Origin of the sequence: Prevotella sp. CAG:255, assembly GCF_000431195.1 — a bacterium.
Taxonomy (GTDB): Bacteria; Bacteroidota; Bacteroidia; order Bacteroidales; family Bacteroidaceae; genus Prevotella; species Prevotella rara.
The window spans coordinates 119,200-135,322 of record NZ_HF986861.1; the positions used below are offsets into that span (position 1 = coordinate 119,200).

The 16,123-nt window shown below is 53.1% G+C and carries 6 protein-coding genes; all 6 read left to right on the forward strand.

Going from position 1 to position 16,123, the window contains the following annotated elements; genetic code table 11:
• Nucleotides 1-549: glycoside hydrolase family 95-like protein (locus tag QVO66_RS12555; protein WP_369678065.1), on the forward strand; the 549-nt coding region annotated here is incomplete at its 5' end.
• 1,642 nt (nucleotides 550-2,191) lie between these two features.
• Nucleotides 2,192-5,290: a SusC/RagA family TonB-linked outer membrane protein gene (locus tag QVO66_RS12560; protein ID WP_021855842.1), complete on the forward strand. Its 3,099-nt coding sequence runs from the start codon at nucleotides 2,192-2,194 to the stop codon at nucleotides 5,288-5,290.
• 27 nt (nucleotides 5,291-5,317) lie between these two features.
• A complete protein-coding gene (locus QVO66_RS12565; protein WP_288172875.1) occupies nucleotides 5,318-6,901 on the forward strand; it encodes a RagB/SusD family nutrient uptake outer membrane protein in 1,584 nt (527 codons plus the stop codon).
• Between the two features lie 411 nt (nucleotides 6,902-7,312).
• Entirely contained in the window at nucleotides 7,313-9,097 is a 1,785-nt protein-coding gene (locus tag QVO66_RS12570; protein ID WP_021855844.1) for a T9SS type A sorting domain-containing protein, read from the forward strand.
• Between the two features lie 281 nt (nucleotides 9,098-9,378).
• Entirely contained in the window at nucleotides 9,379-11,739 is a 2,361-nt protein-coding gene (locus QVO66_RS12575; RefSeq protein ID WP_021855845.1) for an alpha-galactosidase, read from the forward strand.
• 134 nt (nucleotides 11,740-11,873) lie between these two features.
• Nucleotides 11,874-15,878 carry a hybrid sensor histidine kinase/response regulator transcription factor gene (locus tag QVO66_RS12580; protein ID WP_021855846.1) on the forward strand — a complete coding sequence of 1,335 codons (4,005 nt, stop codon included), beginning with the start codon at nucleotides 11,874-11,876 and terminating at the stop codon, nucleotides 15,876-15,878.
• Nucleotides 15,879-16,123: the final 245 nt, after the last annotated feature.

Here is a 16,123-nt window from a genome sequence, read left to right on the forward strand (position 1 = left end):
CTGCCGCTCTTTCCCTTCGGACAGATATCCTATACGCGCAATCCCGACCTGATGGCAGCGGCGCGCAAGGGCCTCGAGATGCAGACAGGACAGAAGGGATGGGAAGACACCGAATGGAGCACGGCCAACATGCTTTGCTATTACGCCCGCATGAAAGACGCGCCGGCTGCCTACGGATGGCTGCAGAACCTGTTCAGAAAGTTCACCCGCGAGAACCTCATGACCGTGTCGCCGGCAGGAGTTGCCATGGCTGAGTACGACATATTCAGCTTCGACGCCACCGAGGCGAGCGTTGCCGGAATGTGCGAGATGCTGCTGCAGAGCTACGACGGCTTCATAGAGTTTCTGCCGGCATTGCCAAGCCAGTGGAGCACGGGCCATGTCAGCGGACTGTGTGCCGAGGGCGGACTCGTGGTGGACATGAGCTGGCGCGACGGCAAGATGACGTCGGCACGCATAAAGGCAACGGCCGACTGCACTTTCAGCGTGAAGGGCATCAGCGGCAAGATCAGGCTGAAGAAAGGAGAGGAAAAACCCATAAATTTCTGATCTGATAATATAATTTTATGAATTTTATATTGTTTAAACATGACGATATACGAAGTCTTTAGTCTTAAATATAATGTGTAGTGATTTTATATTAGCGGCATGTTCCTGCCGCGAACGAAAAAGAGGTTGGGGCCTTCGGGCCGTGTGGTTGCTATAAGAAAAAGTTTCTTTTGATGTTATATGATTATATGTTTATTGACGTTTGAGTTTAGATTTGCATGATTTAGTTTTACCATAAATTGTTTTATTAATTAATATCGGGCAATCACAATTCAGGGTAATATACAGGGGCGGCTTTCCGGTGACGGAAGGCCGCTCTTCTTTTATATCCCCAGTCAGCCTCTTGCCGTCCGTCTGCCGTGCATGCCCGTTCCGTCGGGAGTTTGTCGCCGCTCTGCCCGGGCAGATCATCATGCCGCATATATCTTTGCTCTGCAGGCAGATGTTTTTCTTCTGCCGTCGTGCTGTTCTCCTTCAGCTTTTCTGTAGATTTCTGTTGACCGTTGTGCTTTTCTTCTTCATCATTTCTGTAGATTTCAGTCTGCCGTCGTGCTGCTTTCCTTCAGATGTCTTGTAGTTTTCAGTCAGCATTTTTCGCCAGCAGTATGGCGCAGCAGCCGGCGGAATGTTCACCAAAAACTGCCGTTGATGTATGGCAAAATTGGGGCAGCGTGGCGCCGCGATGATTTACGTTTGACGCTCTCAGAATGGCCATGCCCGTGGCGAAACCGCGGTTGGATGCTGAAAATTGCACAAAAATGCACTTCTGCGTTAACCGCCTGATGTGCAGGGCGTTAAGCCGTTTTGCGGTCTGCCGTGCCCATTGTTAAAAAACATTACTGTGCCGTTTGAGGTGCAAAAACGATAGGTTTAAGCCACAGAAGAGGTGCTTCTGCAGCGCAAAAACAGCCAGTTTGCGCCCCGAAAAGCATCATTTTGCGGCAGAGAAAGATACCGTAAGGTGAACGTATGTTAAATATTTGGCATCTGCGAGTCTATCGAATTAACATCCGTTATGAATTGATTTTCCAGATTGAGAAAAATTTTTGTCCTGACTTTTTACCTTTTCCGCTGCCTCAGGCTGCCGTTTTCAGCAAAATAGAGAGATATGAATGCCCGTGCATGATGACATTCTCATCACATTTCAGTCCTACGTTTTTGTAAAGAAATATGATACAGAGGCGGTGGCTGTCCAGTCGCCGTGCAGCCCCAGAACCCCATTGCCGTCAATGATTTTTGCAGCCGTAGGCTGTTGGCCCTAATCTGTTAATTTATTTATACATACAGACCTGAAAATGCAAATAAACGCCCCTCAGCACCCGCTTTTTGGCCAATTTGAGCCATTTTTGCTAATTTTTGCCAAATTTGCTCCATTTTCGTCGCCCTATATATTATATTTTTGCAGCAGAAAATTTGTGGCAAAATGGCTGAAAATGAAAAATGCGATAAAGCAGCCTGAACAATTTATTTAATAACAAATAAAAAACCTTGAATCATTTAATACCGTAAAAAAGTAAAACAGAGAAAATCATGTAAACATTAACATTTCCAAGTTTAACCCAGAGCGGACGTCAGCCGGCATAATGAGGCTGAGCCGAGAAAAGAAAAAATTAAGAATAATTAATAATCAATACTAATTAACATGAAAAGGAAACTTTCTACTTTATTAATGCTCCTGGCATTGTTCTGCACGCAGGCAGTCTTTGCCCAGACAACAGTGACAGGACAAGTGGTGGATGAAAACGCTGAGCCGCTCATCGGCGCGTCAGTGCAGCTGAAAGGCACATCCACGGGAATGCCTACCGACATCAACGGTAACTTCAAAGTCGACGCAAAGAGCGGACAGACGCTTGTTGTGTCTTACATCGGATATGACACCCGCGAGGTGAAGGTGCCGGCATCGGGCAGCATGAAGATTGTGCTCAAGGCATCAGAAAGCTCACTCGACGGCGTTGTCGTAGTGGGTGTGCTCATGAAGAAGAGCGACCTTACGGGAGCCGTGTCGCATGTCGACGCCGACGTGCTGACCGAGAAGCCCGTAACCACCATCAACGAGGCACTGCAGGGACGCGTTGCCGGCGTGAACATCACAAAGGGTATCACTCCGAGCGACGACTCATCGATAAAGATCCGCGGTACCAACACCATCAACTCGGGCTCGTCACCTATATATGTAGTAGACGGTCTGGTTATGGACAACCAGTTCGGATTCTTCAACTCTATCAACATCAACGACGTTGAGTCTATCGAGGTTCTCAAGGACGCTTCTGCCACAGCCCTCTACGGTTCGCGTGGTGCCAACGGTGTTATCGTGGTTACAACCAAGAAGGCTCGCAAGGGCGAAGGCACAGTGAGCTACGACGGCTGGGTGAGCTTCTCTACCATGGGCCACCGCCCCGAGACCATGAACGCACAGCAGACATTCGAGCTGCGCGCCGAGGCCTTTGCCAACGGATACGCCTTCAACAACCCCAACGCCACGGCTGAGGAGAAGCAGGCTTACTGGGACAACGTGATCATGGGCTCTAACACAGTGTTCTCCGACGAGGAGTTTGCAGGCTACCGCAGCGGCAAGACATACGACTGGCTGAAGCAGGTTACGCAGACTGGCGTTGAGCACAACCACAGCGTTAGCTTCTCTAAGGGCAGCGACAACAGCAACGTATATGTAAGCCTCGGATACAGCGGACTCGAAGGTATCGTGAAGGGCACAAAGCAGGACAAATACTACGGCCGTATCAACGCCGAGACACAGATAAAGCCTTGGCTGAAGATAGGTACAAACACATCTTACACCTACATGCACGACGACATGCCGTCGGGCGACGTATATAACAAGGCTCTCGAAAAGTCGAACCCGCTCATCGACTACACACCCTACATGGACGACGCCACACGCCACAACGAAGAATATCTGACTCTCTACTGGCGCGTGCACACAGAGGAGAACAACAACGACTTCAACCCGTTCAACTCTATGGAGATAAAGACAGAGCGCGCACGCTATCACTTCACATCGGCAAACTATGTGAACATCAACCCGATAAAGGGACTCAACATACGCTCTACATTCGCCCTGAACAGATCAGAGCAGAGCTGGAACCAGTTTATACCTACAGGCATACAGGAGTCTATACGCCACAAGAACGGCGACGCCTACGCCACACAGCAGCGCTTCGGCGAGACACAGTGGCAGTGGGACAACACCATCAGCTACGACACACAGATTGACGGAGTGCACAACCTGAACGCCTTCCTCGGAACATCGGCATCAAGATATATATATAATGTGGTTAAGGCAGGCGGCAAGCGCTTCGCAAGCAACGACCTCGGATGGAACGTGCTGGGCAGCTCAGCCGACAGAGAGAACCGCGAGATAGAGTCTGACCTGCAGAACTCATCGCTCATGTCATACGTAGGACGCGTAAACTATAACTACGACCACCGCTACTACGTAACCTTGACCGGACGCTACGACGGATCTTCTAAGTTTGCAGCAGGCAACAGATGGGGCTTCCTGCCGTCATTCTCGCTCGCATGGGACATGACCAACGAGAAGTTCTTCCCGCAGCAGTCATATCTGTCACGCCTGAAGCTGCGCGGAGGCTACGGAGTTGTGGGTAACCAGGACATCAGCAACTACATGTATCTCACGCTCTACTATCCGCAGGCATCCAACGGCGAAGCCTTCTACGGCACCGACGGCCGCCGCGGCACACCGGGACTGACATGGGAGAAGCAGAAGCAGACCAACATAGGAGCCGACCTCGGATTCTTCGACAACAGGCTCAACATCTCGTTCGACTACTACATGATCAGAAACTCTAACCTCCTCATGTCTCACTCGCTGCCAAAGACATCGGGCTACACCTACACCGTGGAGAACATCGGAGAGCTGGAGAACAACGGATTCGAGCTCACCATCGGCGCAACACCTATACGCACCAAGGACTTCACATGGAACATCAGCGCCAACCTGTCGCACGACCAGAACAAGGTTACGAAGCTCTATGCAGGCGTTGACGAGATACTCAACGGCACCGACCGCTCGGGCAACATCTTCATAGGCGAGTCGCTCAGCAACATCTACACATACAAGTGCGGAGGCATTGCCAACGAGAACAACCGCGAGCTCTGGGAGAACGTCGACTTCAACGGACGCACCATCGGACTGGGCGACCTCTTCGTGCTCGACATCGACGGACCTGAGGGCAAGCCCGACGGCGTGGTCGACTCTTACGACCGCTACGTTTACGGCGACACCGACCCCGACATCTACGGAGGCTTCTCTACCGACCTTACATGGAAGGGACTCTCGCTCAACGCCGTGTTCACCTACTCGCTCGGCGGACACAGAATCAGCTCTTACTATGAGAACCTCGTAAGCTCTGTAGGTCTGAGCTATGCTTCTACCGACCTGGCTGACCACTGGACAGAGAGCAACACCGACGCCTACTTCCCAAGAGTGATGACAAACACCGTGGGCTACAACAAGTTCTACGCATGGGAGACCGACCGCTACATCCAGAACTCGTCTTACCTGCGCCTGGCTACGCTCACCCTGGCATACAACCTGCCCGACAACTGGCTCAAGCGCATACACATGAAGTCGCTCCGCCTCTACTTCACGGCAAGCAACCTCTTCACCATAACCGACTATAAGGGCTTCGACCCGGAACTTGGCGACTACAACTATCCGCCTACAAGGTCGTACACAATCGGATTAAACTTCAGTTTCTAACACTATCACCATTAAAATAGAAAAACCATGAAAATTAAAAATAAAATAATGACATTGGGCCTGGCGGCAATATCAGCCGTTGCCATGTCTTCATGTTCGGATTTTCTGGATGAAGGACCGAAGACCTCGCTTCCGGAAGACATCATATATTCAGACACAGCCTATGTAGAGTCGAACGTGCAGACTCTCTACAAGAACTGGCGCGGACTCTTCACCGACAGGTATCTCTGGGAGCAGATGGTAGGAACCGACGAGATACAGTCGGGAGCATACCAGGCACTCAAGGAAGACGGCGGACGCCGCGGATCGCTCGACAAGTATGACGCCCTGCTCACCTCTGAGCTGTCATACGTGGTGGAGCAGTGGGAGAACCGCTGGCCCACAGTGAGCGAGGCTGCCAAGATAGTAAACTCGCTCGGAAAGCTCAATCTTGACGAAGACAAGAAGGTAGCCGGACTCTACGGCGAGGCAAGCTTCATACGCGGCGGACTCATGATGGAGCTGGCCATGCTTTACGGACGCATTCCTATCATCGACGTGAGCCGTCAGGACGAGCTGGGCTACGGCCGTCAGCCGCTAAAGGACGTATGGCAGTTTATCATCAACGACCTGAAGAACGCCGCACAGTATTGCCCCGAGACCAACAACCCTGGACGCGCCACACGCTATGCAGCCTCTATGATGCTGGGATATGCCTACATGGCAGCACCCGAGGAGACAGGTCTGCGCGACTTCAGCCTGGCAAAGGATGCGCTCGAGACCGTTGTGAAAGGCCCCTTCAAGCTCGTGGCTTACTATGACCTGTGGGACTACAGCATAACAAACACAAGCGAGTCGATACTCGAGTGGCAGTTCAACAACGTTTATCCTGACTGCAACAGCGTGCAGTTTCAGATAGGCTCGCGTGCCGTTCAGTCATACTTCGGCGACGGATGCTACTACAGCGGCTACGACCATGCCGTGCCTTCACAGTGGGCATACAGCAACGTTGAGGACGGAGGAATATGGGAAGACGGCGACATACGCAAGGAAGAGTCTATACGCTACGACTTCACATACTACGGACAGACACCTACGCTCGACAACATCCTGTGGGAGGAGCTGGGCGACGACCACGACGAGCTGCTGCCTCACATAAAGAAGTATGAAGACTTCCGCACCGACTCTCACTCAGGCCTTGGCATCAACAACGAGTGGAACTCAGGCAAGAACATCCCGTTCCTGCGCCTTGCCAACGCCATTCTGCTCTACGCCGAGTGTCTCAACGAACTGGGACAGACGGGCGAGGCCGTTAAGCAGGTGAACATCGTGAGAAAGCGCGCATGGGAAGACAGCCTGCCTGCCGACAAGGCATGGAACGAGGGCATGAGCCAGGACGAGTTCCGCAAGGAGATAATGACAGAGCGCGTGCGCGAGCTCTTCGGCGAGCGCTGGCGCAAGTTCGACCTCATCCGCACAGGCCACTTCCTCGACTACGTGTCAGAGCGCAACAAGTGGGCTAAGCGTTCGGGAACAATCCAGGCTTACAACGTTCTGTGGCCGATACCTCTGACAGAGATCAACCAGAACGAGGACATGACCATGGACGACCAGAACGAGGGTTACAGATAAACAACACAGCGGGCTGCGGCCTTGGCCATAGGCTGCAGCCACGCTGCCTTATAAAGGCGGGGCATAGCAGGGCCGTGTGTGCTTATGATAATAAAAAATATTCTTGCAAACTGTTATATCTGAAGCATACACCAATTTTAACCTACAGGCATACACAGGCCCGGTTATGCCCCGCCTTAAAAAACAAAACAGGAAAACACAGTCCCTGTCTTACACGCATCATCGGCATCATTGCCGGAGCCTTAGTCTTCAGGATAAAAAAATGAAAATACAGCCAATCATATTGTTGCCGGCGTGCCACATAATCGGCAGGCATCTTGCCCGGGCTGCACAGGCGGCCCTGAGCGCGGCGTAGCCGGCATTCAAAGGCACAGCATGTAATTATTAACCTATTTAATTTATATAAAAGATATGAAAGCAAAACTTTACCTCGTCTCGGCTCTTATAGCCTCTGCCGGCACGGCCTTTGCAGCCTCGCAGAAGCCGCAGTACAATGAGATGACGCTGCCCGGAGGCGTGTCGACGGCATATTTCCGCGGAAGCCTGGTATATGCCGACGTCAACGGCGACGGCAACATGGACCTCATCGTGAAGGGCCGCGACCTTAACAACGGATGGAATCCAGACGTGGTGCTGATAACCACCGACAACAGCGGCAACCTTGACAGCTCTGTCAAGCTGCCCGCAAGCATGCCCTATGAGAGCACGCTGAGCGCATTCGACTTCAACAACGACGGCCACGTTGACTATCTGCTCTGCAACTACGGCTACGAACTTTACAGAAACAACGGCGACGGCACCTTTGCCAAGGTGGAGAACTTCGCGCTCGAGAGCAACCTCAACATCAGCGACGACAACGGAACGTCGGAGTGCTGGTATATGGGACTGACGGCCATTGCCGACTTCGACATGGACGGCTATCAGGACCTCGTGGTGATGGATGCCGACGGCAATCCGGTGATGTATAAGAACAACGGCGGCGACGGCACCTTCGCAAAGGTTGCCGACTCGGGACTCTTCGCGCAGCGCAACGGAACAATGGCCGTGGGCGACTTCAACAACGACGGATGCCCCGACCTGGCCGTGAGCGGATGGAGCGACGCCGTGGGCAACGACTGCATAACAATCAACAAGAACAACGGCGAAGGCACCTTCACGCGTGTTACTTCTGACGCCTTTGCCGGAACAGAGAAAGGCCAGATAATGTTTGTCGACGTTGACGGCGACGGCCGCCTCGACCTCTTCGTTACGGGACAGAGCGGCACAGAGTCGTGGGCAAGCGTGGCATATATCTACAGAAACAACGGCGACGAGACATTCAGCAAGATCGACGCATCGCTCACAGGAGCACACAAGAGCGGATGCGACTGGGCCGACGTAAACGGCGACGGCATGATAGACATCATCTACTCGGGCGAGACAAGCAACGAGAGCAGGGCAGTGGTGGCAATCAACGAGGGCGGACTGGCCTTCACACAATATGACGACCTGCTCTGCAAGGCACGCGGAGGCGTGGCTGTGGCTGCATACGATATTAACAAGAACGGTTTCCCAAACATAGCAATAATGGGATACAACAACGACGGAGCGCCCCACATGCACGTGTATAACGGACTTTGCTCGCGCAACGTCAACGAGGCTCCCACAGCACCTGCCAACCTCGCCATGAAGGCTGACGGCGGAAAGGTTACGCTGACATGGGACGCCGCCGCTGACAGCAAGACTCCTGCCGAGGCGCTGCGCTACAACGTGTATGTCAAGCTGACCGACGGAAGCCTTGTTACGGTCATTCCGGCCGACCCCGCAACGGGCGCTCTCAGACTGGGCGACGTAAATGCCGCGCTGACATCGCGCAGCTATACGCTCAACATCAGCGCAGATAAGATAGCGGAGTGGGGCGTGCAGGCAATAGACGGAGGCAAGATGGCAGGACCATTTGCCAAGTATGACCCCACATCGGGCATAGACACTGTAACTGACGGAGCCGCAGGCATCAGCATAATGTGCAGCGGCAACGCCATAACAGTGAGCGCAGACGCAACGCTGACTGTGGCCGACATGGCAGGCAACGTGCTGCTTGGCACAAAGGTTGCTGCCGGACAGGCCGTACAGACAGGTCTTAAAGCCGGAGCCTACATCGTCAGGGCTGAAGGCAAGGACGGAGCAGCAGTGGTGAGAAAGTTCATCATCAGATAGTATTGTTTTTCTAAGATTATTAATTAAAGTTTGTTTCTGAATGAGTGACGCCGGAGGTTTTCCACTTAAAGGGCGTCAAGAATCTCCGGCCGAACTCTCATTCCGGAAGTAAGACAGACAGCCGGGCAGGGTGCAGAATAATAAGCACCCGTTATGCAACAAAATAGGCCCCTGGCAGTTTAATAGTTGTAAAGTAATCATAAAGACATGCCGCGGCAAGGCTGGCATCAGTTACAGAGCCTGTGCGGCAGGCGTTGTCTTCAATAAAAATAAATAATAATATGAAAATAGGAAAAGTGATATCAATGGCCGTTATGCTGGCATGTCCTGCGTGGATGTCGGCACAGCACAATATTACAGACGGCGCATGGAACATAACATTCGACGAGTCGGCCAAGACGCTCACTTACGAGCAGAACGGCAAGCAGCTGATAAAGGGAGCCTACGTTGAGGTGCACAACGCAGCCGAGGAGAAGCTCCTGTCGAAAGACTATCCCAGCGTGTCGCTCACGTCAGAGGCTGTAAGCGATGTGTTCGGCAGCGGAACAAAGTATACATACACCTATTCGGGCCTGGCCGGAAAGGATAACATAGAGCAGTCGATATACATCTATCCGGGCAAGAACTATCTGCTCGTAGAGGCTGCCATCGTGGCAACGGGCGGAACGACAAAGACCAACTACATTGCTCCGATGGTGAGCACCACGTCAACGACCTTCCTCCCCTCGGGCGGAGAGAACGTGGTGTACGACATGCCTCACGACAACGACAACTGGGTGGGCTACTCGGCACAGCCCTGGAGCATAGGTCAGCCTAACACATCGTGCGAGGTGTCGGCCATGTACGACGTGCTCAGCCGCCAGGGACTCGTAGTGGGATCAATAGAACACGACAACTGGAAGAGCGGAATAACCGTTACGCCTAACGGACAGAACCGCCTGCGCAACCTTACGGTGGCTGCCGGAGTGGTGAGCAGCCGCACCAACGACGTGTGGGAAGGACGCCCGTCGCTCAGCAAGCACGGCTCTATATCAGGACAGAGAGTGCGCTCGCCTAAGTATTTCTTCGGATATTATGCCGACTGGCGCAAAGGTCTTGAGGAGCTGGGCGAGGCTACCGAGAAGCTCTGCCCGAAACTGAAGTGGGACAAGGGCACCATCTTTGCATGGCAGAGCTGGGGCGGAATGGCAGAGCACGTAAACTATGAGGGAGCAGTCAACGTGTCTGACTTCTTCAAGCAGCAGCTCGAGCCTAACAACTTCCACAACGAGAACGGCGAGTGCTACATCGTGCTCGACTCTTTCTGGGACAACCTCAGCGACGACCAGCTCAGAAGCTTCGTGCAGCACTGCAAGCAGAACGGACAGCACCCCGGAATATATCACACACCGTTCTCTTACTGGGGCAACGAGTCGCAGGCTGCCATGTACAGACCTTACGAAGGCAGTCCTTACACATGGGCCGACATAGCCATCAGGGCCAACGGACAGCTCAGAAAGATTGCCTCAATAGCTCTCGACCCGACTCACCCCGGTACGCTCGAGTATAATAGAGAGAGATTCAAGAAGTTCAAGGACCTTGGCTTCGAGTATATCAAGCTCGACTTCATCAACAACGGAACCCTCGAGGCCGACAAGTTCTATGAGCCGGGCATAACAACGGGTATGCAGGCCTACACTTACGGCATGGACAAGATTCTGGAGATGGCCGACGGCATGTTTGTCGACCTGTCTATCGCGCCCGTGTTCCCTGCCAAGGGACATGCACGCCGTATATCATGCGACAGCTGGGGCGAGCTCGACAACAGTATGTACACGCTCAACAGCATTGAGCTGGGCTGGTGGCTCGACCGCGTTTATCCTTACAACGACCCCGACCACCTCGTTCTCTCGAGAGCTGAGAGCGAAGGAGCCGCACGCATAAGATACACCTGCGGAGCCATGACGGGCACGGTGCTGCTCGGCGACAACTACAGTCTGGCAGGCTCTTATCCCGGCAAGCAGTCGGAGCGTGACCTGGCAATGAAGATTGCCACTAATGCCGACATCAACGCCGTGGCACACATCGGACGCTCTTTCCGCCCAGTAGACGGCAGACTCGCCACGATGTTCAGCCGTTACGACAAGTACACTTACGGAGTTGACCAGGAGTTTGTGCTCGACACCGAAGACGCTCTCTATTATGTAGTGTTCAATTACGACAAGTCAGCACAGTACACCAAGACTGCCGACTTTGAGCGCCTCGGCATATCAAAGGACAACGTTAAGGGCATAAAGGAGCTCTGGACAGATCAGACGGTTGAGGTTACAGGTAACGGATTCAACGTTGCCGTTCCGCAGTGCGACGTAAGAATGTACCGCATCGACAAGAACAGCGGCGGCACAGGCATTGCCGGTGTAACCGAAGGAAATTCACAGAATGTTAAAATCAACTATAGCAACGGGAGCCTTACAATGGAGGCTCCCGAAGCCATATCATCTGTTGCAGTCTATGACATGTCGGGAGCATTGCTGCTGAACGACACATTCAAGTCAGCCGCAGGCAGCGCTGCCGTAGCCTTTGACGCCAAGGCCGGAGTGTATGTGGCAAGGATAGTGCTCGAGTCTGGCTGCCCGGTGGCAAAGAAGATTCTCGTAAAATAACATCATGCTTATGGCCGGCATCAGTACGGCTGACACGGCATAAAGCAGCAGTACGGCACAAGCCGTAAGGCTGACATCAGAAACACACTTGCCGCCCGGCGGCAGAAGTATTATCAGAAACAAACAAATAGATCATGAAGCAAAGTACAGTTAAAGCCCCTCAAACCATAGCAGCCCTTATCATGGCCGTGCTTGCGTCAGCCCTGCTGGCGGCATGTCCGGCTTATGCCACGGGCAACTATTCGTTCAAGCGCATTGACAACACCTTCGGGCTGTCGTCGAGCAACGTAAAGTGTGTGGCCGAAGACAGTTACGGATTTATATGGCTCGGCACGAAGAACGGACTGCACCGCTACGACGGCCTCGACATGCGCAGGCTTAACTGCTTTGACCACAAAAAGAAACAGGGCAACAACAACATTGCGGCCCTGTATGAAGACGAACGCAAGATGATGTGGGTGGGAACAGACCGCGGTGTGTATCTTTACAACCCGAAGACCGACACGTTCAGCTTTCTTGACCGCAAGGACAGGCGCAACGGCAAGTATCCCGACAACTGGGTGCAGACCATCGACGGCGACGGCAAGGGCAACGTGTGGGTGCTTCTGCCCGACCTCGGCGTGTTTCATTATCATGGACAGAGCGTCGACTATTATTCAGTAACGCCGATAAAGGACAACCTGAAAGAAAAGTTCCCGTCTAACATCTGTGTCGACGACAACGGCGACGTGTGGGTAACCACGGCAAGCGCCGGAATATACAAGTTTGACAAGCGTGCCAGAAGGTTTGTAAGGGTGGTGGCCGCCGACGGACAGGACATGGAGGGCGTGATGTTCACCACCGTGGTTGAAGACACCGACGGCTCGCTCATCTTTGCGTCTACCAACGGCTATCTGTTTCGATACAATCCTGTGCATAACACATTCTCTAAAATAAACTTCTCGGCAGAAGGCAAGATATACATGCGCTGCATGCAGTGCTTTGAAGACGAAATATGGATAGGAACACAGCACGGACTGTATATCCTCAACAAATATGACAACACTGAGACCGTGCTGCACGAAGATCCGCTCAACAAGTTCAGCCTGTCTGACGACATAATCTACTGTCTCTACGAGAGCAGGAGCGGCGACGTGTGGATAGGCACGTCTTTCGGCGGAGTGAACTACACATCAAGAAACAAGTTTTACTTTAAGGTGTTCGGCCTGTGGTCGGGGCTTACCGGAAGGGTGGTCAACGGACTTACGCAGAGCGCCGACAACCGCATATGGATAGGAACGGAGGACAGGGGACTGTTCTCGCTCAATCCGTCAACTAACATAATATCTGCAATCAGTGACATAACGGCAGCACAGAAGACGGTGCTGCTGCTTACAGCATTCAACGGCAGCGTCTATGCCGGATTCTCGCGCGGCGGACTGCTGCGTGTCGACGGCAGCGGCAGGGTGTCAACCGTGCTTAACATCAAGGAGAAGGACAACAGCGTGTATTCATATCTCAAGGACAGCCGCGGCAACGAGTGGGTGGGCCTTGGCTATGCGCTCTACCGCCGCGATGCCGGACAGAAAGATTTCAGGCACGTCAACGAAACCGGCTACGACTGGATATTCAATCTCTTTGAGGCTCACGACGGCACCGTATGGATAGGCACCATGGGCAACGGCGTATGGAGATACACGCCGTCTACGGGCAAATACAAGAGATACGTGTCGGGCGAGACATCGCGCAGCGGGCTGCGCTCCAACAGCATAAGCTCGTTTATGGAAGACAGCCGCGGCAACGTGTGGGTGTCTACCGACCGCGGCGGAATAAGCCGCTATAACAAGAAAGAAGACAACTTCACGTCGTTCGGAATAGAGGAGGGACTGCCCGACGACGTGGCGTACAACATACTTGAGGACAACAACGGCAACCTGTGGTTCGGCACCAACAAGGGCCTCGTGAAGTTTAATCCCGACACAAGGGCCGTGAGAGTGTTCACCGTGAAAGACGGACTGCCCAACAACCAGTTTAACTACAACTCGGCCATCAAGGCCAACGACGGTCTGTTCTACTTTGGAAGCATAGGCGGAATAATAGCCTTCAACCCCGACAAGGAAGACAACCAGACCATGCAGTCGTCGCTGTATTTCACTCAGCTGAGGATACTTAACGAGCAAGTTACCGTAGACACAAAGAACTCGCCGCTGAAGGAGAACATCATGTTCACCAGACGCCTCACCCTGCCTTACGACATGGCAACATTCTCGCTGAGGGTGGTGTCGCCTAGCTTCGGTGTTACCAGCGGCAGTATGTACAGCTACAAGCTCGAGCCCGTCAACTCAGAATGGATAAGCATGTCGGGCAACCAGATATCGTTTGCCAACCTGCCTCCGGGCACATACAACCTGTGTGTAAAGGTTGACACACACGGACAGACCATAACCAAAAGTCTTGAGATAGTGATAACTCCGCCATGGTACAGTTCTAAATGGGCCTATCTGGCATACATTATACTTATCGTGGCCGGAGTTATGCTGTGGTTTGTGCTCTACCGCAACCACAAGGAGAAGCAGCTGCGCGAGCGCCAGCACCTCTTTGCCGTGAACAAGGAGAAGGAGCTGTATCAGAACAAGGTGAATTTCTTTACCGAAGTGGCCCACGAGATACGCACGCCGCTGACGCTGATCGACGCGCCGCTCGAGGCCATAGAGGAGATAGGGATAAACAACAGCCGCGTGCAGCACTATCTGAAAGTTACGCGGCAGAACACCAAGCGGCTGCTCAACCTTACGGGCCAGCTGCTCGACTTCCAGAAGATCGACTCCAACAGGCTTACGTTCAAATATGAGAACGTAGACATAAGCGCGCTGGTGAACGAGACCATTGACCGCTTTGAGCCTGCCATGACGCTGAAGGACAAGGAGCTGATAAGAAACGTGGCCGACGAGCCCGTGATAGTTTCTACCGACAGGGAGGCAGTCATCAAGATTCTGAGCAACCTGCTTAACAACGCCCTGAAGTATGCCCGCCGCAGGGTGAAGGTGTCGCTCACTACAGACGACAGCAACTTCATAATAAAGGTTACGAGCGACGGCGACAAGATATCAGACAGCGAGAAGAAGCTCATCTTCAAGCGCTTCTACCAGATAGACAAGTCGAACAGCGGCGAGAACGGCGTGGGCATAGGCCTTCCGCTTTCGCTTTCGCTCGCATCGCTGCTGGGCGGAAGTCTTGAGCTGGCCGACGACGGCAGCGACGGCAACACCTTTGTGGCCATACTGCCGCAGAACAAGGAGGGCATAAAGCACAACAACAAGCTGACCGTTGACACGTCTGACTATCTGCTCGAGGAAGAAACCAACCAGGCAAAGGAGAACACAGGCGGATACACCGTGCTGATAGTTGAGGACAACGACAACATGCGCGAGTTTCTGGCCGAGCAGGCCAACATGTCGTTCACGATAGAGACGGCGCGCAACGGCAAGGAGGCTCTCGAGAAGCTGGCCGGAAGCCACATCGACCTGATAGTGTCAGACGTGATGATGCCCGAGATGGACGGCTTCAGCCTGTGCAAGGCGGTCAAGGCAGACATCAACCTGTCGCACATACCAATAGTGTTCATCACCGCCAAGAACGACCTCGAGAGCAAGATAAAAGGCCTGCAGCTCGGCGCCGAGGCATATATAGAGAAGCCCTTCTCGGTGAAGTTCTTCCGCCAGCTCATACGTTCGCTGCTCGACAACAGGCGGCGCGAGCGCGAGTCGTTCTCCAAAAAGCCCTTCTTCAACATGGACAACATGCACATGACGAAGGCCGACGAGGAGTTTATGAACAAGGTCATAAAGATTATAGAGGACAACGTGGGCGAAGACAACTTCAACGTGGAGTGCATGGCCGACATCCTGTGCATGAGCCACTCGAGCCTGCTGCGCAAGATAAAGTCGGTGTTCAACATGTCGCCCGTTGAGCTTATCAGGCTCATCAAGCTGAAGAAGGCCGCCGAACTCATACAGGAGGGCAAGCACCTCATAGGCGACATCTGCTATATGGTGGGCATATCGTCGCCGTCGTATTTCAGCAAGCTGTTCTTCAAGCAGTTTGGCATAAGCCCGAAGGACTTTGAGAAGCAGTGTAGGGAGAAGCAGGGCAACGGCTGAGCACTATAAAAAAACGGACAGACCAGGATTGTTACGGCAACGGCATGTGTGCCGGCACCGGCGCTGAAAGCCGGCGCCGTGGCCCGTGCCATGACCGCGAAGATGATAAGGACAAAATGTTTTAACCTATGAAAACAAGCAATTTCAGACGCATTGCGGCAGCTGCTGCCGTGGCCTTGTGTGCCGCCGGAGCAGACGCAAAGGTGGTGCTGCCTCACTTTGTTACCGACAGCATGGTGGTTCAG